Here is a 20,705-nt window from a genome sequence, read left to right as displayed (position 1 = left end):
CGTGTCACCATCAACGGTGACGCGCCCCTCTCGCGTTCCTGGCGCTGCTTGGCTGCGGTTTTACGGGTGCTGGCGATCGAGCCAGTCACGCACGCGGGTTTCCCAGCGTTCGCGATCGAAGTTCCAGAGCTTGGTGTGACGCGCGACCGAGAAGATCTCCAGGTCGACGGTGTCGGGGCGCTCGGCGGCGAGTGCCTGCGCGGCGTTCGCGGGCACCACATCGTCATCGGTACTCTGCAGGATCAGTGTGGGGATGCGCAGCTCGGCGGCCCGCGCGACGAGGTTCAGATCGTCGAGGCGCACGGGGGCTTCCAGGCCGGTGATGCGGCGTGCCCAGTTCGCGCCGATCAGGTGGACCGCGAAGTCGCGCACTGCGCGTGGCAGCCGGCGCTCGCGCGCCTGGAAGCTCAGCACGTCATGCCAGTTGATCACCGGGGAATCCAGCAGGAGCGCGTGGACGTCGCCGTGGTGTTCGCCGTTGAGGACGGTCTGCAGCGCAATCGCGCCACCCATCGACCACCCCATCAGCACGATCCGGGCATCGCTGCGGGCGCGCACCCAACCGAGGGCAGCATCGACATCGGCCCACTCGGTTTGACCGAGGCCATAGCGACGGTCGGTACTGAAGGGTGCATCGCCGTCGTTGCGATAGGTGAGTAGGAGCACGTGGTACCCCGCGGCGTGGGCGGTCGGCACCGCACGCAGGCCCTCGCCGCGACGGGTACCGCGGCCGTGCACCACCACGAGCCAGGGGGCATCCGCACTGGCGTCGGCCGAGGGGATCAGCCAGGCCGGTGCGATACCGCCCTCCACGGGAATTGCGACGTTCTCCCACTGTTCCACCACGGCTGCGGGCTCGGCATCGACCCAGCCGGTGAACCGGCCGTGCCCGTGACCCACCACTCCGCGCAAATCCTGGACGGGGAGCTCGCGGGTAACGGTCTTCTCCCCCACCTCGAGCACCTCGCCGATCCGAATCAGACGCTCGGGGCGGCCGTACCAGATTCCGTACTGCCCGGGCAGTACGGTGAAGTCCGTGCGACCGAGCACGATGGTGCCCGCGACCTCGTTGATGCCGAGCACCGGGGTATCCGGAGCATCCGGGCCGGGTGGGGTTAACACCTCGCGGGCCATGATGGCCGAGACGGCGGCGATCCCGGCGGCAACGACGGCGGTGGTGGCCGCAACGGCGGTCAGGGGCAGGAGAAACGCGCGGCGTTCGGCGCGGCGTGAAGGATTCATAGCCAACTAACTCTAGTCTGCAAACGTGACTGATTCGGTAACGGATGATCTCGTCCCGGCGGACTTTGTCCGGGCCCGCGACGCCATCCGGAGTGTGAGCCTACGCCCCGAACTGCGGGTACAGGAGATTGCCGCGCCGGAGCGTCTTGCGCCGTATGCGCTGGCGCTGGCCGCGGATGTGCTTCCCGCCGCGCAACGGGGCGGATTCGAGGCCCACGCCTCCGACTCCGAACACGGCGCTGGCCGCTTTGTCCTCTTGTACGATCCCTCCGCCCCCGAAGCCTGGGGAGGGGCCTTCCGAATCATCTGCTTCGCTCAGGCCCCACTCGAGCCCGAGCTCGGAGTGGACCCGTTCATGGCCGGCGTCGCCTGGTCTTGGCTCATGGATGCCCTGGAGGCCCGGGACGCGCAATTTGGCGCGGCGAGCGGTACCGCCACTAAGGTAATCTCGACGGGTTTTGGTGAGCTTGCGAGTGCCGGAGACGGCACCCAGCTCGAACTGCGCGCCTCTTGGACGCCACACAACGCCGAACTCGGCGCCCACGTAGAAGGCTGGGGAGATCTGCTGTGCCTGCTGGCCGGCCTGCCCCCCACCGAAGAAGGAGTGACCATGATTGGCCGTCACAGAGGAACTCGTGGCTGAGCGATCCAGACGAGCATCCGCTCCCGCGGGAAACACCGCGCCCGGATCGGCCACCACCCCCGAGGTTGCGGCCACGCCCACATCCGGTGCGGGTGCCGCACCGGTGGTCTCGGTGTCCGCCACGGCCGCCGCAATCGCTGCAGTGGGCTCGGCGGAGGCCGGCTCGCGCCGCGTCATCGACACCCCGCGCGCCTATGCCGAATCACTGAGTCTCCTGGCCGCCGGTCACGGCCCCGTTGCCGTGGATGCCGAGCGGGCCTCGGGCTACCGCTACTCGCAGCGCGCCTACCTGATTCAGGTGTTCCGCCGCGACGCGGGCATGTTCCTCTACGACCCCATCGCCCTGGGCTCGCTGCACGAGCTTCAGGCCGTGATCGGGGATGCCGAGTGGGTGCTGCACGCCGCGAGTCAGGATCTCGCCTGCCTGCGCGAGGTGGGGCTCGACCCCTCCCAGATTTTTGATACCGAGCTTGCCGCGCGCCTGCTCGGCATGCCCCGCGTGGGTCTCGGTTCCGTGGTGGAGAACCTGCTGGGGATACACCTGGCGAAGGAGCACTCGGCGGCCGACTGGTCGACCCGTCCGCTCCCCCAGTCCTGGCTCGAATACGCGGCGCTCGATGTGGAACTTCTCGTCGATCTGCGTGACGAGGTTGAGAAGCTGCTCATCGCGGCGGGAAAGACCGAGATTGCGCGGCAGGAGTTTGCGGCCGAGCTGAACAAGCCCGCCCCCGCCGCCAAGATTGATCCGTGGCGCAAGCTCTCGGGAGCACCTAGTGCGCGCAATAGGCAGATTCTTGCCGTGGCGCGTGAGCTGTGGACGGCCCGCGACACCCTCGCTCGTCGACGTGACGTGGCACCCGGCCGCCTGGTACCCGATGCCGCCCTGCAGGCGGCGGTCAAGGCCAACCCGAAGACCCGCGCGCAACTCGCCGGGATGCGGGCGTTCACCGGGCGGGCGAGCCGCACCGAGCTGAACACCTGGTGGTCCGCGATCGAGCGCGGGCAGAACGAAACCGATCTGCCGCCGTTGCGCATCCACACCGATACCCTGCCGCCCATTCGGGCCTGGGCCGAGAAGAACCCCGAGGCGGATCACCGCCTGCGGGTCACTCGACCGCGCGTCGTGGCCCACGCCGAGGCACGAGAGATGCCGGTGGAGAACCTGCTGACCCCGGAACTGCTGCGCCGAATCGCCTGGCACCCGCCGGTTCCGCTGACCACCGAGGCCGTGGCGGATCAGCTCGCGGCCCTCGGCGCCCGCCCGTGGCAGGTTGAGGAAACCGCACAGCTAATCCGGGATGCCTTTGTAGAAGCTCCCCAAATTGTGCTGGAAGACGACGGCGGGGCTTCGTAGGAAATCACACAGGGGTAGCAGCCTCCCAGACGCCTTCCCTAGGATCGAATCAATCGATTCCTCTAGGAGGCAGTGTGGCCAAGAAAAACGACGTTTACTTCGTCGATGGAACGCGAACCCCGTTCGGACGTGCCGGTGAAAAGGGCATGTACTGGAACACCCGGGCCGATGATCTCGTGGTGAAGGCCATGATCGGTCTGCTTGAACGAAACCCCGGGGTTCCCGGGGAACGCATTGACGATGTTGCGATCGCGGCCACCACCCAGCAGGGCGACCAGGGGCTCACCCTGGGGCGCACCGCGGCGCTGCTCGCGGGCCTGCCGACCACGGTACCCGGCTATGCGATTGACCGCATGTGTGCGGGTGCCATGACCGCCGTCACCGCGCTGGGCGCGGGGGTGGCCTTCGGTGCCTACGATCTGGCGATCGCCGGCGGTGTGGAGCACATGGGGCGTCACCCGATGGGCTTCAATGCCGATCCCAACCCGCGCTTCCTCGCGGAGAAGATCGTGAGCCCGGACGCCCTCAACATGGGTATCACCGCGGAAAACCTGCACGATCGCTTCCCGAAGCTCACCAAGGAGCGTGCCGACCGCTTTGGCATGCGCAGCCAGCAGAAGGTAGCCGCCGCCTACGCAAACGGCAAGATTCAGCCGGACCTGGTACCGATTGCGCTGCGCAGTGACGCGGGCTGGGGCCTCGCCGACACCGATCAGGGTATGCGTCCCGAAACCACCCTCGAGGGCCTCGCCTCGCTGAAGACGCCGTTCCGCCCGCACGGCCGTGTGACCGCCGGCAACTCCTCCCCCCTCACCGACGGTGCCACCGTGAGCCTGCTCGCGGGCTCCGAGGCCGTGCATCAGCTGAAGCTCACCCCGAAGATGCGCATGGTGAGTTTTGCATACGCCGGTGTTGAGCCCGAAGTGATGGGGCTCGGCCCGATCCCGTCCACCGAGAAGGCTCTGGCCAAGGCCGGCCTCAGGATCGAGGACATCGGCCTGTTCGAGCTGAACGAGGCGTTTGCCGTGCAGGTGCTCAGCTTCCTCGACCACTACGGTATCGGCGATGACGACCCGCGGGTCAACGCCTGGGGTGGGGCCATCGCGCTCGGTCACCCGCTGGCCGCCTCCGGTGTGCGCCTGATGATTCAGCTCGCCGCGCAGTTCGCCGAAAACCCCGGCGTGCGCTACGGCCTCACCGCTATGTGTGTGGGCCTCGGCCAGGGCGGCACCGTGATCTGGGAAAACCCGAACTGGAACGGAAAGAAGTAGATTATGACCGACTACTCCACCCTTGACTTTTCCCCGCTGCTCGAAGCGTCTCAGGACGAGGTGATCACGCACAGCTTTGTGCGCGATGTCACCCTGCCCTCGGGGAAGACGCTCGCGCTCATTACGCTCGACAACGGCCGCGATCACACCCGCCCCAACACCTTCGGTCCGGCCACGCTGCTCGAACTCGGCGGTGTCCTGGACGCCCTGACCCTGCGCGCGAGTGCCGGTGAGATTGCCGGTGTCGCAATCACCGGTAAGCCGTTCATTCTGGCGGCGGGTGCCGATCTCTCGAAGGTGGGCGATCTCAACAGCCGCGAGGTTGCGAGCCTGCTCCCCCGCCTCGGTCACCACGTGTTTGGCAAGCTACACACGCTCGGTGTGCCCACGTTTACGTTCATCAACGGCCTGGCGCTCGGCGGCGGGCTGGAGATCGCACTGAACTGTGACTACCGCACGGTGGATGCGAGCGCGGCCGGCATCGGTCTGCCCGAGGTCTTCCTGGGCCTCATCCCGGGATGGGGCGGCTCCTGGCTGCTGCCGAACCTGATCGGCATCGAGAACGCCCTCACGGTGATCATTGAGAATCCCTTGAAGATGAACCGCATGCTGCGGCCGGCCCAGGTCATTGAGCTCGGTGTCGCGGATGTCAGCTTTGGCTCGGCCACGTTCATCGAGTCCTCCCTCGCGTGGGCATCGGGCGTGATCGAGGGCACCACAAAGGTCGCCCGCCCGCACACCCCCGGAAAGCTGGAACGCCTCGCGAAGTGGGACATCGCGCTCGGTATTGCGCGCAAGACCCTGGAGTCAAAGATCGGTACCGAGCCGGTGGCTCCCTATCTTGCCCTCGACCTCATCAAGGCGGCGAAGTCGGTCTCTCGCGAGGAGGGCTTTGCACTCGAGGACGAGGCGCTCACGACCCTCATCGCGGGCGATCAGTTCCGAGCATCGATCTACGCCTTCAACCTGGTGCAGAAGCGCGCCAAGCGCCCGGCCGGTGCGCCAGATAAGGAGCTCGCCCGCCCGGTACGCAAGGTCGGCGTGATCGGTGCCGGCCTGATGGCCAGCCAGTTTGCGCTCCTGTTCCTGCGCCGCCTGCGAGTGCCGGTGGTCATCACCGACCTCGACCAGGCACGGGTCGACAGGGGTGTGGAGCACATCCGCGCCGAGATTCGAACCCTCGCTGAGAAGGGGCGAATTGGTGCCGACGAGGCGAACCGCCTGGGCGCCCTGATCCACGGCACGACCGATCGCTCCGAGTTCGCCGACTGCGACTGGGTGATCGAGGCCGTATTCGAGGAGCTCGAGATTAAGCAGAACGTCTTTGCCGACTTCGAGCAGATCGTCCGCGAGGACGCCATCCTCGCGACCAACACCTCCTCGCTCTCGGTTGAGCAGATCGGGGCGAAGCTCGCTCACCCCGGGCGCCTCGTGGGCTTCCACTTCTTCAACCCGGTAGCGGTGATGCCGCTGATCGAGGTGGTCAAGGCTCCGGCTACCGACGATGCCACGCTGTCCACCGCAATGGTGACCGCGAAAAACCTGCGTAAGAACGCGGTCATCACCCGCGACACCCCGGGCTTCGTGGTCAACCGCGTACTCGCCGTGCTGCTGGGTGAATCCATGCGTGCGGTGGATGCCGGAACGAGCTTTGCCACCGTCGACGCCGCGCTCGCGCCCCTGGGCCTCCCGATGGCTCCGTCGGCCCTGCTGGATCTCGTGGGGCTCAAGGTGGGTGCCCACGTGCTCGACACGCACCACAACGCCTTCCCCGAGCGCTTCTACCGCTCGGAGAACTTGCACAAGCTGGCCGACTATGGCACCCTGCTTGAGCGAGACGGCAAGGGCAAGGTGAAGGGCTTCGACAGGGGCGCGCTGAAGCTCGTGAGCGGCGGCAAGAATCCCGTGACCGAGGCGGAGATCCTGCGCCGGGTGCAGGACGGCCTGGCGAACGAGATCCACCTGATGCTCGAAGACGACGTCGTGCACGGTGCCGAGGACATCGATCTGTGCCTGATCCTGGGTGCGGGTTGGCCGTTCATCGATGGCGGCATCACCCCCTACCTGGACCGTGTGGGGGCGAGCGAACGCGCGTTTGGTGCGACGTTCCACACACCGCAGATCCGCGGGCTGTAGCCCGTTCCGCCTCGGCACCTCGTAGCCGCCAACGCGCCCCCGAACGCACCTGCGTTCGGGGGCGCGTTGTGTTCGCGTATCGTCAATGTTGGCGAACGTCCAGCACGTGACGTCACATGAATTAGCGTGCCGTCATCCGCGTTCACCGACCTGCCAAACGCGAGTGGATGGGCCTAGCGTAGGCCCATGACCGCTCCCACCCCCACCCCAACGGGCCGCCCTCCGTTTGTCGCCGGCCTGGTTCTCGACACCGGTGCGCCGCTCGCGCCCGGCACCCCGTCAGATACGCGTTTTGACCGCTCCTACTGGGCGGGTCTCGTACACGCCGCCGAAGCCGGAGGGTTTGACCAGGTGGTGATCGCCGGCGCGCCCTCGGCGGCAAACGGCGGGTTCGATCCGCTCCTCCTGGCCTCCTCGCTGGCACCGCTGACCACCCGCATCGCACTCGTCCCGGAGATCGTAACCGGCGTGCGCGAACCGTTCCATATCGCGGCGGCGGTGCAGACACTCGACCATCTGAGCCGTGGCCGGGCCGGTTGGCTCGTGTCTCCGGGCCCCGCGGGCGCGGGCGGCTATCTGGAGGACCTCGCTGACGCTCGGGAGACCGTCGAGGCCGCACGAGCGCTGTTTGACAGCTGGGAAGACGACGCCGAGATCCGGGACGTTGCCACCGGTCGCTATATCGATCGCGAGCGGGTGCACGACGTCGAGTACGCCGGCACGCGGTTCAGCATTCACGGTGCCTCCTATGTGCCCAGATCGCCCCAGGGCAGCCCGCCGGTCTTTGTACGAATCTCGGCGCTGCCGAGCGCGGGGGCGACGGGCGCGCGCGAGGCACGCGCCGAGCGAGAGTTTGCCCGGGCCAGCGCGGACACCATCATTGTGGACGCCACGGGTCTGAACGTCGCCGGCTTGGACGCCACCGGCGTGGACGTTGCCGAGCCGGAAGCGAGCGCCGGCCACCGGGGTGCCGCCGGTGTGGTGGAGGCCCTGATTGCCGACCTGCGGGGAGCGGCCGATGCGTCCGCGCCTACGGCGGCCCCGCGCATCCTGGTGGAGGTGACTCCCCCGCATGATCCCGCAGACCTCGTTGCGTTTGCCGAGACCGTGGCGGGCTGGTACCGGATCGGAGCGGCCGGCGTGCTGCTGCGCCCGTCGCTCCTGCCCGCAAGCCCGGCGGACCTGGAAACCCGCCTCCTGACCGAACTCTGGGCACAGGGACTCCCCGCGCCACAGACCGGCGATCAGGTGCGGCTGCGCGCCCTGCTCGGCCTGGCATCGGCAACCAATCGATTTGCCGCAGCACGAAACGAAAAGGCAGGTGTCTCGCTTGAGCGCTAGTCCCACTCCCCGCCGCCAGGTTCACCTCGCCGGCCACTTCCCCGGCGTCAACCACACCACGGTGTGGTCCGATCCCACCGCGGGCAGCCAGGTAGATTTCGACTCCTTTGAGCACCTGGCCCGCACCGCCGAGCGCGGCCTACTCGACTACGTGTTCCTCGCCGAGGGGCTGCGTCTACGCGAGCACAAGGGAGCGATTCACGACCTCGACGTGGTGGGCCGTCCGGCCTCACCGGCGCTACTGGCCGCGCTCTCGGCGGTCACCGAGCGCATCGGCCTCGTGGCCACCGTCAACTCGACGTTTAACGATCCGGCTGACCTCGCCCGCCAGTTTGGCACCCTGGATGCCCTCTCGAGCGGCCGTGCGGGCTGGAACGTCGTGACGAGCTCGGAGGAGTTCTTCGGGGCGAACTTCCGTCGTGGCGGGTTCCTGCAGAAGGGTGACCGCTACGATCGCGCCTCGGAGGTGCTGCGTGCCGCCGCGGCGCTGTGGCGGGCTGCGCCGGGTTCCGAGGTCTCGCTGCGCGGGGCGCACCTGCGTCTGGATCACGTGGCCGCCGTACACCCGGGCCCGCAGGGAGCCCCGGTGATCGTGCAGGCGGGCGACTCCCCCGACGGACGCGACTTCGCCGCGGCCCACGCCGAGGTGATCTTCTCCCCGCATGCGGATCAGGATGCCGCCGCCCGGTACGCCGCCGACCTGACGACCCGCCTGGAGCGTGTGGGTCGTGGGCGGGAATCCCTGCGCATCCTGCCCGGTGCCACGTTTGTGCTGGGCGACACGGAGGCGGAGGCCCGGGAGCGATCCCGCGAGGTGGCGTGGGCGCAGGTAAGCCCGCAGACCGCGATCGCGACCGTGGAGCGCATCTGGGGCCTCGACCTCACTGACTACGATCCGGAGGGGCCACTCCCAAGCGGCGAGCCCGCGGAGGATGAGCTGCGCCGCGGTCAGGCCCCCGACGTCGGGCAGCGCCGTCAGATCGCGGCGGCCTGGCGTGCCCGCGCCGAAGCGGAGGACCTGAACCTGCGCGAAACGGTGATCGCGACCACCTCGCGACACACCCTGGTGGGCACGCCCGGTGCGGTTGCCGAACGCATCGCGGCCAACGTGGCGACCGGGGCTGTCGACGGCTACGTCCTGGTCCCACACCTACAGCCCCACGGGCTCGATGAGTTTGTGGACCGGGTCATTCCCGAACTGCAGGAGCGCGGCGTGTATCGCACGGAATATCCGGAGGGGCGCACGCTGCGAGACATTCTGGACCTCCCCACACCCCCGCTGCTGAGCGGCGAGCCCTGGGCGACGGTGTCCCGCTAACCAGCGGCGTAGAGTCCGCATCGCATCGCATCGCATCGCATCGCATCGCATCGACGAAAGGTACCCGGTGTCTCCGTCTCCACACACCCCGCGCGCCCCTCATGAGTTCACATCCGCGCCGGCAGAGGGGTACGGCTCCCGACTCGTGGACGTCGAGATCCCGCCCGCGGACATCGTGTTGGTGGACGTCGAGATCCCGCCCGCGGACATCGTGTTGGTGGGCGCGGGGCCACGGGGCATCATGATTCTCGAGCGGATCCTCGCCTGGCACGCGGCGCATCATCCCGCACCGCTGCGCATCACCCTGGTCGACCCGTTCCCACCCGGGGCGGGTCGCCTGTGGCGCGAGAGAGACCTGCTCGATCAGGCCGTGACGGAGTGCGCCGCGGCAATCACCGTGTTTACCGATTCTTCCTGCCACATTCGTGGGCCGATTCGGCCCGGGCCGAGTCTCTCCGAGTGGGCTGCCGGCACCCGCAATTCCGCCCCCAGGCTGGGCCCGGAGGCCGAGGACCCGACCGTTCAGGAACTCGCCTCCCTGACCGGTCGCAGCGTCCCGAGCCGCCGCCTCGTGGGGCGATACCTGACCTGGTCATATCGAGAAATCCTGACCAGAGCGCATCCACGCGCCCGGGTGCGCTGGGTGCGTGGTGAGGCGGTGGCACTCGCTGCGGCACCGGAAATCCCGGGACGACTGCCGCGGCGGCACCGCGTGGAGCTTCTGGACGGCCGCGCAATCGACACCACGACGGTGCTGTTCGCCGTGGGCAGCCTCGGGTCCAACTCTCGGCCAGCGCGTGATGGGCATTCCGTGCCCGGCTCTCACTCCGTTCGGGATGCACTTCTTCGGCAGCTTCTTGACGCCGGATTTGCCCGGCCGAGCGCAGCGCTACCGGGCACCTCGCAAAGAACGACGCTAGTCGCCAGCGCCGCCGGACACCTCCTGGGCCCGTTCGCTGACTCCCTGTTCGCCGCGGGACAGGTGGCCGAGGCACTCCCGATGGATCCCCTCGTCCGCCCCCACACTGACTCTCCGGCGCTCAGGTACGTGGATGCGGTGGCTGAGGCGGTTTTGGCTTCGCTCACCGCCACCCCGGCAGAGTCCCTGGGTGGCATTCGTTCCACACGCCCCGCGGCATCGCTCCACGTCTGATGGACGCCGTGCGACTAACCTCGGGGCATGGACACCTCCTCGCCCCGCCCGATCCTTCCACGCCGAGTCGCGCGACGAACGGTATATGACAATCCCTGGATGACGGTGATCGAAGACCGGGTTCGGTTTACAGATGAGCCTGTTGGGGTCTACGGAATCATCGAGAAGCCCGATTTTTCCCTGGTGGTCCCGGTCCGAAATGATTTGCTCTGCCTGATCCGTCAGTACCGGTATCCCACCGCCCGGTGGGGCTATGAGTTTCCCCAGGGTGCCGTTCATGCCGTCGCCGTAGACGCGGAAGGCATGCCTGAGCCCTCGGCCGTTGCGCTCCTGGAACTGCGCGAGGAGGCGGGGCTGTACGCCTCAGAGCCGACACCGCTGGGGTCGCTGCACGAATCCTCGGGCCTCACCTCGGCCATGTGCCACATCTTTGTCGCCGAGGTCACCGAAGAAGCTGAGCCTGCGCCCGAGGCGACCGAAACAATCTCCGGACGCACCTGGGTCTCGGTGGCGGAGTTCTGGGAACACGTGGCCGCCGGGGAGATCACGGACGCGGTCTCCATCGCCGCACTGGGCCTCTATCAGGCACGGGTCCAGGCCCGGGCAGAATAAATCTGCCCCTCACAAAAACCGCGGCCCACACTCACCGTGAGTGAGTGTGGGCCGCGGTGCTGGAGGGCCTATGCGCCGGTTACCGCGTCGAAACCCGGGCTGGTAGCCGGGTGCGGGTCCTCGCCGTCCGGCCGGGCAACGGGAATGCGGCTGCCGAGAACCTGGGCGACGACGTCGCGGGCGATCTGCTGGCCGGTGAGGCCGGCGTCGGTCAGGACCTGCTCGCGCGAGGCGTGATCGATGAAGACGTCGGGCAGGCCGAGTTCGTCCACGGCGGTGTCCACGCCGGCCTCGCGCAGGCGCTGACGGATACGCGTGCCGATACCGCCCACGCGCACGCCGTCCTCGAGGGTGATAACCAGGCGGTGGGTTCGAGCGAGCTCGACCACGTCATCGTTTACCGGCACGACCCAGCGCGGGTCAACCACGGTGGCGCCAATGCCCTGCGCCCGCAGGCGCTCGGCGACGTCCAGCGCAATGGAGGCCATCGAACCGACGGCGACGATCAGGACGTCCTCGCGGTCACCCTCGGCCAGCACGTCCACGCCGCCCTTGGTGCGGCGCAGGGCCGCGATGTCCTCGGGGGCGGAGCCCTTGGGGAATCGGATCACGGTGGGGGCGTCATCAACGGCTACGGCCTCGGCCAGCTCCTCACGCACGCGGATGGCGTCACGCGGGGCGGCGATACGAATGCCGGGAACCACCTGCAGGATCGAGAGGTCCCACATGCCGTGGTGCGAGGGGCCGTCAGGCCCGGTCACGCCCGCGCGGTCCAGCACGAAGGTTACGCCCGCCTTATGCAGGGCAACGTCCATCAGGATCTGGTCAAACGCACGGTTCACAAACGTTGCGTACATTGCGACCACCGGGTGCAGGCCGGCATATGCGAGGCCCGCCGCGGAGGTGACCGCGTGCTGCTCGGCAATGCCCACGTCGTGGACGCGGGTGGGGAATCGCTCGGCGAAGGCGTGCAGACCGGTGGGTCGCAGCATCGCCGCGGTGATCGCCACGACCTTCTTGTTGCGGGTGCCCTCATCGAGCAGGGCATCGCTGAAGACGCTCGTCCAGCTGCGCTGCGAGCTGGTGCTCAGCGCGAGACCGGTCGCCGGATCGATCTTGCCCACGGCGTGGAACTGATCGGCCTGGTCATCGAGGGCGGGCTGATAGCCGCGTCCCTTCTCGGTGATGGCGTGAACGATCACCGGGGCACCGTAGTTTTTGGCCTGGGTGAGCGCCTCCTCCATCGCGTGCAGGTCGTGTCCGTCAATCGGACCGATGTACTTGATGTCGAGGTTGGAGTACAGCGCCTCGTTGTTGCTGGCGCGGGAGAGGAACCCGTGGGTTCCGCCGCGCACGCCGCGATACAGCGCGCGACCGGGCGAACCCAGCGCCGAGAAGAAGCGCTCACTGCTGCGACGCAGCGAACGGTAGCTCTTGCGGGTACGCACATCGTTCAGATAGCGGGCCATGCCGCCAATGGTCGGCGCGTAGGAGCGGCCATTGTCGTTGACCACGATGACCATGCGACGGGAGTTGTCGTCGGTCATGTTGTTGAGGGCTTCCCAGGTCATTCCGCCGGTCAGGGAGCCGTCGCCAACCACCGCAACAACGGTGCGGTCGGACTGACCGGTCATTTCAAAACCGCGCGAGATGCCATCCGCCCAGCTCAGCGAGCTCGAGGCGTGCGAGGACTCCACGATGTCGTGATCCGACTCGGAGCGCTGCGGGTAGCCGGCCAGGCCCCCACGCTCGCGCAGCTTACTGAAGTCCTGACGGCCGGTCAGAAGCTTGTGCACGTACGACTGGTGCCCGGTGTCGAACACGATCGGGTCATTCGGTGAGTCGAAGACGCGGTGGATCGCGAGGGTGAGCTCAACAACGCCGAGGTTGGGGCCGAGGTGGCCGCCGGTGAGGGCAACCTTGTTGATCAGGAACTCCCGGATTTCCAGGGCTAGAACCTTCAGCTGTGACTCGGTGAGACCATCGAGATCGCGGGGGGATGCAATCGTCTCAAGAATCGTCATGGTACTCCTTCGCTGTCTGCCGACACGGGGGCGGCGGCGTGGATCGGACAGCGTCCGAGGCACAGACATAGTTTAGGCGATTCCCTCCAATTGTGAGAGGGAGACGCGCGCCGAAAACGAAGCCGGTCCCGGAAGCAGCGCGAGGCTGCATCCGAGACCGGCTCAGAAACTACTGATTAGCCAACGAGGCTGCGCAGCACGTACTGCAGGATTCCACCGTTGCGGTAGTAGTCTGCCTCACCCGGGGTGTCGATGCGAACCACGGCGTCGAACTCAACCACGGCCTTGCCCGCGGCCGAGAACTCACTCGGGACGGCGGTGACGCGGACGGTCTTCGGGGTGGTGCCACTGTTGAGCTCCTCGATACCGGCGATCGAAACGATCTCGGTACCGTCAAGGCCCAGCGATTCGGCGGTCTCGCCGACCGGGAACTGCAGCGGGACAACACCCATACCGATCAGGTTCGAACGGTGGATACGCTCGAAGCTCTCGGTGATGACGGCCTTCACGCCGAGCAGCGAGGTGCCCTTGGCGGCCCAGTCGCGGCTGGATCCCGAACCGTACTCCTTGCCACCGAAGATCACCAGTGGGGTGCCGGCGGCCTGGTAGTTCTGCGAGGCGTCGTAGATGAAGGACTGCGGGCCACCCTCCTGGGTGAAGTCGCGGGTGTAGCCACCCTCAACGTCGTTCAGGAGCTGGTTGCGCAGACGGATGTTCGCGAAGGTACCGCGAATCATGACCTCGTGGTTTCCACGGCGCGAACCGTAGGAGTTGAAGTTTCCACGCGAGACACCGTGCTCGGTCAGGTAGCGACCGGCCGGGGTGTCGGCCTTGATGGCACCGGCGGGGCTGATGTGGTCGGTCGTGACCGAGTCGCCCAGCTTTGCGAGTACGCGAGCGCCCACGATGTCGGACACCGGGGTGGTCTCCATCGTCATGCCCTCGAAGTACGGGGGGCGACGCACGTAGGTGGACTCATCGTCCCACTCGAAGGTCGCGCCATCCGGGGTGGGCAGCGAACGCCAGCGCTCGTCACCCTCGAAGACACCCGAGTACTGCTTGTTGAACATGTCGGTGTCGATGGACTCATCGATGACCTTCTGGACCTCTTCAGCGGCGGGCCAGATGTCCTTCAGGAACACCGGGTTGCCGTTCTGGTCGTCGCCCAGGGAGTCGTTCTCGAAGTCGAAGCTCATCGAACCGGCCAGTGCGTAGGCGATGACCAGCGGCGGGGAGGCCAGGTAGTTCATCTTGACGTCGGGGTTGATGCGGCCCTCGAAGTTACGGTTACCCGAGAGCACGGCGGTGACGGCGAGGTCATTCTGGTTGACGCCGGCCGAGATCTCCTCGAGCAGCGGACCGGAGTTACCGATGCAGGTGGTGCAGCCGTAACCCACGAGGTAGAAACCGAGGTCTTCGAGGGACTCGGTCAGACCGGCCTTGTCGTAGTAGTCGGTGACAACCTTCGAACCCGGTGCCAGGGTGGTCTTGACCCACGGCTTGGCCTTCAGACCCAGCTTGCTGGCGTTGCGCGCCAGGAGTCCGGCGGCCATCATGACCGAGGGGTTCGAGGTGTTGGTGCAGGAGGTGATCGCGGCAATCGCGACGGCACCGTGGTCGATGGTGAAGGACTCGCCATCGGCGAGGGTCACGGTGGTGGGCTTGGAGGCCGCCGCCGGTGCCGGGCTGGTCAGCGCGGTGGCGAGCAGCTCGTCGGTGCTGAGCTCGGCCGGCTGTGCGTATACCGGCAGGTCGTTCTCGAACTGAGCCTTGGCGGCCGAGAGCTCGATGCGGTCCTGGGGGCGCTTCGGGCCGGCGATCGAGGGCACCACGGTGGCCAGGTCGAGCTCCATGTACTCGGAGTACACGGGCTCGTGGTCGGCGTTGTGCCACAGACCCTGGATCTTCGAGTAGGCCTCCACCAGGGCAACCTGCTCCTCGCTGCGGCCGGTGAGGCGCAGGTAGTCGAGGGTCACGTCATCGATCGGGAAGACAGCGGCGGTCGAGCCGAACTCGGGGCTCATGTTACCGATGGTCGCGCGGTTTGCCAGCGGAACCTGGGCCACCGAGGGGCCGTAGAACTCCACAAACTTGCCCACGACACCCTGCTTGCGCAGCATCTCGGTGATGGTGAGCACCACGTCGGTGGCGGTCACGCCGGCGGGGATCGCGCCGTTGAGCTTGAAGCCGACCACCTTGGGGATCAGCATCGACACGGGCTGGCCGAGCATTGCGGCCTCGGCCTCGATGCCACCTACGCCCCAGCCGAGCACGCCCAGGCCGTTGACCATGGTGGTGTGCGAGTCAGTACCCACGCAGGAGTCCGGGTAGGCCTGGAGTGCGCCGCCGACCTCGCGGGTCATGGTGACGCGGGCCAGGTGCTCGATGTTGACCTGGTGCACGATTCCGGTGCCCGGGGGCACCACCTTGAAGTCGTTGAACGCGGTCTGGCCCCAGCGCAGGAACTGGTAGCGCTCACCGTTGCGCTCGTACTCGATCTCGACGTTGCGCTCGAAGGCGTCCGACTGACCGAAGAGGTCGGCGATGACGGAGTGGTCGATGACCATCTCGGCCGGTGCCAGCGGGTTGATCTTGGTGGGGTCGCCACCGAGGGCGGAGACGGCCTCGCGCATGGTGGCGAGGTCGACGATGCAGGGCACGCCGGTGAAGTCCTGCATGACCACGCGGGCCGGGCTGAACTGGATCTCGGTGTTGGGCTCCTCAGTGGGGTTCCACGATCCGAGGGCCTCGATCTGGGACTTGGTGACGTTGGCACCATCCTCGGTGCGCAGGAGGTTCTCCAGGAGGACCTTCAGACCAAACGGGAGCTTCTCATGTCCCGGGACGGTGTCGAGGCGGAAGATCTCATAGTCGGTTCCCCCGACGGTGAGGTTCTGCTTCGCACCAAAGCTATTGACGGTAGACACTACGCGTTCTCCTCTGGCTAGACAGGCGCGCCCGCACCTGCGTTCACGGACCCTTCTCCCCCGCCGCAACAGCCGGGGTGGAGGCGCCTCTGCTCGCATGTTCGCTACGTCGCGACTAAGGCTGTCCTTATTTATCTTGATGTCGAGATAATTCTATCAGTATTCCGACGCGGTGTCGCTCACATCCGTGCGCGGCGTGTGGGCAAAAGACCGCGACGCCCGCCGGAAACCGGGCGGGCGTCGCAACTTGTTAGCGGCTATTTGCCGAGGATTCCTCGGCCGTTTGTCCACGTCGATAGACCGAGCGCACCACCAGCCAGGTCAGGACGAGAACTGGCGCGTAGAGCGGGAGCCCCATGGCGATCCGGGTCAGCCCCAGGGCCGCCACGTTTCCGGCGAAATAGAACGGCAGCTGTACCGCGAGACGGGCAACGAACATGCCCACCCAGGCCAGCGTCAGCCAGGTGAAGACACGGCGCTTGAGGCGATCATGACGCCAGGCAACGCCATCGCCCATCAGGTAGCCGGCGAGTACGCCGATCAGCGGCCAACCGACCGCGACCGAGATCAGCAGACCCAGAGCGTATCCCGAGTTCACATAGAACCCCAGGACGAAGTTGTCCTCGGCACGGCCGGTGGTGAGGGCCAGCACGGCCGAGGCGACCACACCCACCAGTCCGCCGATGGCCGCGGTGACCGGGGTCTTCCCGATGATGCGCGCGATGGTTGCGATCACCGCGAGCCCCACGGCCACGCCCGCGGCCCAGGGCAGGCTCTGGGTCAGGGTGAAGACGATCACAAACAGGAGCCCGGGCACGACGGCCTCGATGATGCCCCGCACGCCGCCGATGGCGCCGAGCAGCGCGGCACCGGTGTTTCCCCCGCCTGAGGCGAGGGCACCGAGCGAGGACTTCGCGGCAACCTGCGCCAGCGTCTCACCCAGCTTCGGCGAGATTTCCTCCTCGGCCGGCGTCGCGGCGGAATCCTGAGATTCGGGCGGGGTGGGTGGTTCGGGCGTTGCCATCAAAACTCCTCGGGCGGTGGTGCTAAACGAAAAACGCGGCGGCCTCGGTATCGCTACCCAGGCCGCCGCACGGTGGATCGATCGACCCGCGGGACCTACTCGGTTCCCGGAGCCACCGGCATCTTGAGTGCCAGCAGGTCGCGCGGGGGCATCGGCGTGCCTCCACGCACAACCACGACGCTGCGGAAGAGATCGTCAATCGCGTCGATGGCCTCGGTGTTACCCGCCTCGGCACCGGCGCCGGCGATAACGCCGCGCAGGAACCAGCGCGGGCCATCTACGCCCACGAACCGGGCGGCGCGGGCGCCACCGGGGTTTTCGGCGGTGACCTGGCCGGGCAGGGTCGCGAACAGCTCGGGGCCGAGGGCGGTAGTCACCTCGCGGACCTCGCCGCCCTGGCTCTTCAGCCCGGCGGTGATCTGCTCCCGGGTCTCGTGCCACAGACCGGCGCTGCGCGGTGCGGCGAATGCCTGTACCTGCAGGGTCGATCCGGCATAGTCGAGCCCGACGGCGATGATGCGCTGGGTGGATTCCTCAACCTCGAGACGGAGGTTCAGGCCCTCACGCGGCAGAATCTTCACGCCACCGAGGTCGATGTAGGGGCGAACCGGGTTCGCCTCGCTCTCGTCATACGGGCCGGCTTCCACCCGGTCGGCGGGGGCGGACTTGGCGTCCACGGCCTCCTCGATGACGTCTTCCGCGATGATCTCCTGGCTATCGGTGGTGGTGTCCACGATGTCCGAGGTTTCGTCGGCGTTCTTCTTTTTCCTGATCATGCCTGTGCTCCTGTCTGAGGAAGACCATACCCGGTCGACCCGAATCCTGTCTCGCCGCGTTCGCTCTCGGGTAACACATCCACGGGAATGAAGCGTGCCTGGGCGACCGGCATGATGATGATCTGGGCGATCCGGTCGCCCACCGCGATACTGTATGACGCCTGCGAATCGGTGTTCAAGAGAATCACCTTAATCTCGCCGCGGTAGCCCGCATCGATTGTTCCCGGGGAGTTGACAACCGTGATGCCGTGCTTGGCCGCAAGGCCGCTGCGCGGGACCACAAAGGCCGCGTGTCCCTCCGGGAGGGCAATGGAAACGCCGGTACCCACGAGCGCCCGCTGGCCCGGGGCCAGCGTGACTGCCTCGGCGGACACCAGGTCGGCACCCGCATCGCCCGGTTGCGCATAACGCGGGGCTTCTCGGGCGATAATAGGAACATCAACACTTTCGGTCACAGATCGAGGGTAATGCACATCGATGAATGATTGAGACATGACCCAGTATCACGAACGACTTTTCCCCGCCCCCACGGTCTTTCTGGCCACCGCCCTGGTGATCCCCGCGAGCATCCTGGTGTTCTTCCCGATCTCGATTGTGGTCGGCTTCGTGGTCGCCGCGGTCCTGTATCTGGGCTCAACGGCCCTGTTCCTGATCATGGCACCCACAGTGTCGATCGAGGACGGCGTGCTGCGCGCGGGCCGCGCCCGCATTCCCGTGGATCAGCTGGGAACGCCGGAGGTATTCGTTGGCGAGGCCGCGCGCGCCGAGCGGGGGCCGAACCTGAACGCACGGGCCTACCTGCTGCTCAACGCCTGGGCCCACCAGGCCGTGCGCGTGCCGGTGCTCGACGAGGGCGACCCCACGCCGTACTGGCTCATCTCGACCCGCCGGGCCGCCGAGCTCGCGGCGGCAATCACCAGCGCGGCCGAGGAGCGGGCGGCGAACGTTTAGTTCACGTTTGCGGGGTTTTTTCGCTTTTCATTGCGATGCGACACCGAGAACGTCATATTGCGTCTTCACATGATGCTTCGTATGTAATTTCGTAACTCGACCGCAAGACCGAGAAAAACGATCAATTACGAGGAAACGGCCGCTGCGAATGATTCGCAGCGGCCGTTTTGTGCGCCAGGCCCGGCCCGAGTGGGGCCGGGTTCACCCCGAAGGGATGAGGCCTAGGCGGCACACTCCACGCATACCGGGCCGAGCTTGGTCTCGTGATCAATCTGGGAGCGGAACTTCACCAGGAAGCAGCTCACACAGGTAAATTCATCTGCCTGCGGGGGCAGAACGACCACATCGAGGTCGAGGTCCGAGAGGTCGGCACCGGGCAGTTCAAAACCACCGGGGTTGTCCGCGTCCTCGTCACCAACGGCGCCCGAGAGCTTGTCCGGCACACGCTCCTTAAGCGCTTCGATCGATTCGGAATCGTCGTCGCTTTTGCGGGGTGCGTCGTAATCCGTTGCCATGTTCTTCCACTTCTCTTCGCCTAAACCGATCAGGATCGGCGGCGATAGTTTGCAACAATCCGCGAGCAATAGCAAACCGAGCACCGGCTTTTCCCAGGCTTTTATCGGGATCACGCGCCGCGCCCGCGAGTTTACGCGAATAGTTCGGCATCCATGGCACCATGGTTCTCAGGATTTACGACGCCGAAAGAGGCAGTGCACATGCAGGATTTGAAGGTAGTTGGCATCGAGGATGGCGTCCTCATCGCCGCGACGGAAAACGGAGATCGTTACCGCCTGGAGATCGACGAGGAGCTGCAATCTCAGCTTCGCCGCATGAAGGCCCCGCTCGCCGCCACACCAAAGATTCGCCCCCGCGAGGTGCAGGCACACATTCGAGCCGGGCTCTCCGCGGAGGAAATTGCCGAGCTCACCGGCGCCGATGCGGAGTACGTCCGCCGATTTGAAGGTCCGATTCTCGCTGAGCGCGAACACATGGTTGCCGCGGCCCTGAGCGTGCCCGTGGTAGCCGCCTCCGTCCCCGGTACCGAGGAGGGCGAGGCCAACTTCGGTACGGCCATTCGCGCCCGGCTGGAGTCCCTCGAGGCCGAGGGCGAGCGCTGGACCAGCTGGAAGGACGCCGAGGAGGGCTGGATCGTGAAGCTCTCCTTCACCGCACAGCGGGTCGAGCACGATGCTCGCTGGAGTTTTGATCCCAAGCGACACGTGCTGAGCCCGCACAACAGCGAGGCCGTGACCCTGTCCAAGCAGGGCGATATTGCCGCACCCCTGATTCCCCGCCTGCGTGCGGTTGAGCCCTCGGCTGATCCGAGCGAAGCCCGCTTCAGCACCGATGCGTTCGAGACCGGAGTTATCGCGCCGGCGGCGCCACAGACGTCCCCGGAAACGGCCCCTGAGAGCTCTCTCCCAACCCTTTCCCGTCGAAACGAACCCGCGCACGCGGTGGAGTCTTCCCGGCGCGGTGTCAACGCCGCAGCGGATGCCGCCATCAACCGCGCGGAGGATCGCGGCGATGAGGGCAACCAGCACACCGCCGATCTCCTGCAGGCACTGCGCAAGCGTCGCGGTGAGCGCGAGAACCGCGCCGAACGCGAGTCTCGACTCGAGCAGGATCAGCGTCGGGTAGAGCCCGCGGAAGACGCGGACACCGGCTTTGGTCTGCGCCCGGTCGATGTGCCGCTGGAAAACTTCGAAACCCTGACCGGCGAGGTCCCGGTTCAGGACTCCCCCGAAGCCCACCTCTCCCCCGTGCGTCCGGTAGCGGACCCCGAGGACACTCGTGCCTTCACCCCGGCCGAGACCGAGAGCGCACACGCGGATAACTCCACCGGGGCCATCCGCAACCGTCGCGGACGAAAGGCGATGCCCTCCTGGGATGAGATCGTCTTCGGTGCCCGCACCGAGGAAGACTAGCACCG

At 66.8% G+C, this 20,705-nt stretch carries 17 protein-coding genes; 10 read left to right on the top strand and 7 right to left on the bottom strand.

Annotated features, from left to right (window positions below):
• Positions 1 to 60: 60 nt before the first annotated feature.
• Positions 61 to 1,242: an alpha/beta hydrolase family protein gene (locus D9V32_RS04945; protein ID WP_121647785.1), complete on the bottom strand. Its 1,182-nt coding sequence runs from the start codon at positions 1,240 to 1,242 to the stop codon at positions 61 to 63.
• Between the two features lie 25 nt (positions 1,243 to 1,267).
• Here D9V32_RS04945 and D9V32_RS04940 point away from each other — a divergent pair, with 25 nt between their 5' ends.
• From D9V32_RS04940 to D9V32_RS04905, 8 genes are all read left to right on the top strand, one after another.
• The gene (locus D9V32_RS04940) at positions 1,268 to 1,885 is read left to right on the top strand and encodes a DUF3000 domain-containing protein (protein WP_121647784.1); all 618 of its coding nucleotides are present in this window, start codon (positions 1,268 to 1,270) and stop codon (positions 1,883 to 1,885) included.
• A 112-nt stretch (positions 1,886 to 1,997) separates the two neighbouring features.
• Positions 1,998 to 3,239, top strand: a complete 1,242-nt coding sequence (locus D9V32_RS04935; protein ID WP_425461999.1) for an HRDC domain-containing protein — start codon at positions 1,998 to 2,000, stop codon at positions 3,237 to 3,239.
• Positions 3,240 to 3,313: 74 nt separating this feature from the next.
• The gene (locus D9V32_RS04930) at positions 3,314 to 4,510 is read left to right on the top strand and encodes a thiolase family protein (RefSeq protein ID WP_121647782.1); all 1,197 of its coding nucleotides are present in this window, start codon (positions 3,314 to 3,316) and stop codon (positions 4,508 to 4,510) included.
• 3 nt (positions 4,511 to 4,513) lie between these two features.
• On the top strand, positions 4,514 to 6,646 hold the full coding sequence (locus tag D9V32_RS04925; RefSeq protein ID WP_121647781.1) for a 3-hydroxyacyl-CoA dehydrogenase NAD-binding domain-containing protein: 2,133 nt from the start codon (positions 4,514 to 4,516) through the stop codon (positions 6,644 to 6,646).
• A gap of 186 nt (positions 6,647 to 6,832) precedes the next feature.
• Positions 6,833 to 7,987 (top strand): LLM class flavin-dependent oxidoreductase, encoded by a 1,155-nt coding sequence (locus D9V32_RS04920; protein ID WP_121647780.1) that lies wholly within the window; start codon positions 6,833 to 6,835, stop codon positions 7,985 to 7,987.
• A complete protein-coding gene (locus tag D9V32_RS04915) occupies positions 7,977 to 9,305 on the top strand; it encodes an LLM class flavin-dependent oxidoreductase (protein WP_121647779.1) in 1,329 nt (442 codons plus the stop codon). Before D9V32_RS04920 ends, D9V32_RS04915 begins: the two co-directional genes overlap by 11 nt.
• Positions 9,306 to 9,372: 67 nt before the next feature.
• Positions 9,373 to 10,458 carry an FAD/NAD(P)-binding protein gene (locus D9V32_RS04910; RefSeq protein ID WP_147440395.1) on the top strand — a complete coding sequence of 362 codons (1,086 nt, stop codon included), beginning with the start codon at positions 9,373 to 9,375 and terminating at the stop codon, positions 10,456 to 10,458.
• Positions 10,459 to 10,557: 99 nt separating this feature from the next.
• Positions 10,558 to 11,070, top strand: coding sequence for an NUDIX domain-containing protein (locus D9V32_RS04905; protein ID WP_183086183.1), 513 nt, complete (start codon positions 10,558 to 10,560; stop codon positions 11,068 to 11,070).
• A gap of 68 nt (positions 11,071 to 11,138) precedes the next feature.
• Here D9V32_RS04905 and dxs read toward each other — a convergent pair whose 3' ends face one another.
• From dxs to dut, 5 genes are all read right to left on the bottom strand, one after another.
• Positions 11,139 to 13,094: a 1-deoxy-D-xylulose-5-phosphate synthase gene (gene dxs / locus D9V32_RS04900; protein WP_121647776.1), complete on the bottom strand. Its 1,956-nt coding sequence runs from the start codon at positions 13,092 to 13,094 to the stop codon at positions 11,139 to 11,141.
• A gap of 176 nt (positions 13,095 to 13,270) precedes the next feature.
• Complete coding sequence (acnA, locus tag D9V32_RS04895) at positions 13,271 to 16,021, bottom strand: aconitate hydratase AcnA (protein ID WP_121647775.1); 2,751 nt, start codon at positions 16,019 to 16,021, stop codon at positions 13,271 to 13,273.
• Positions 16,022 to 16,271: 250 nt separating this feature from the next.
• Positions 16,272 to 17,045, bottom strand: a complete 774-nt coding sequence (locus D9V32_RS04890) for a DUF3159 domain-containing protein (protein WP_121647774.1) — start codon at positions 17,043 to 17,045, stop codon at positions 16,272 to 16,274.
• Positions 17,046 to 17,140: 95 nt separating this feature from the next.
• Positions 17,141 to 17,821 (bottom strand): DUF3710 domain-containing protein, encoded by a 681-nt coding sequence (locus D9V32_RS04885; RefSeq protein WP_121647773.1) that lies wholly within the window; start codon positions 17,819 to 17,821, stop codon positions 17,141 to 17,143.
• Positions 17,818 to 18,276 (bottom strand): dUTP diphosphatase, encoded by a 459-nt coding sequence (dut, locus tag D9V32_RS04880; protein WP_183086181.1) that lies wholly within the window; start codon positions 18,274 to 18,276, stop codon positions 17,818 to 17,820. The genes D9V32_RS04885 and dut overlap by 4 nt, the downstream gene beginning before the upstream one ends.
• A gap of 37 nt (positions 18,277 to 18,313) precedes the next feature.
• On the opposite strand from dut, the gene D9V32_RS04875 reads away from it, so the two are divergent.
• Positions 18,314 to 18,772 (top strand): DUF3093 domain-containing protein, encoded by a 459-nt coding sequence (locus D9V32_RS04875; RefSeq protein WP_121647771.1) that lies wholly within the window; start codon positions 18,314 to 18,316, stop codon positions 18,770 to 18,772.
• Positions 18,773 to 18,993: 221 nt separating this feature from the next.
• Here the strand turns inward: D9V32_RS04875 and D9V32_RS04870 are convergent, their stop codons facing one another.
• Entirely contained in the window at positions 18,994 to 19,287 is a 294-nt protein-coding gene (locus tag D9V32_RS04870; RefSeq protein ID WP_030143580.1) for a DUF4193 domain-containing protein, read from the bottom strand.
• Between the two features lie 201 nt (positions 19,288 to 19,488).
• Between D9V32_RS04870 and sepH the strand changes: the two genes are divergently transcribed.
• Positions 19,489 to 20,700 (top strand): septation protein SepH, encoded by a 1,212-nt coding sequence (gene sepH / locus D9V32_RS04865; protein WP_121647770.1) that lies wholly within the window; start codon positions 19,489 to 19,491, stop codon positions 20,698 to 20,700.
• Positions 20,701 to 20,705 lie beyond the last annotated feature (5 nt).

The sequence above is a fragment of the Mycetocola tolaasinivorans genome (genome assembly GCF_003667565.1).
In the GTDB taxonomy this organism is placed as follows: domain Bacteria; phylum Actinomycetota; class Actinomycetes; order Actinomycetales; family Microbacteriaceae; genus Mycetocola; species Mycetocola tolaasinivorans.
Note: the sequence above shows the minus strand (reverse complement) of the source record. Positions and strands in the feature narration are given on the sequence as shown.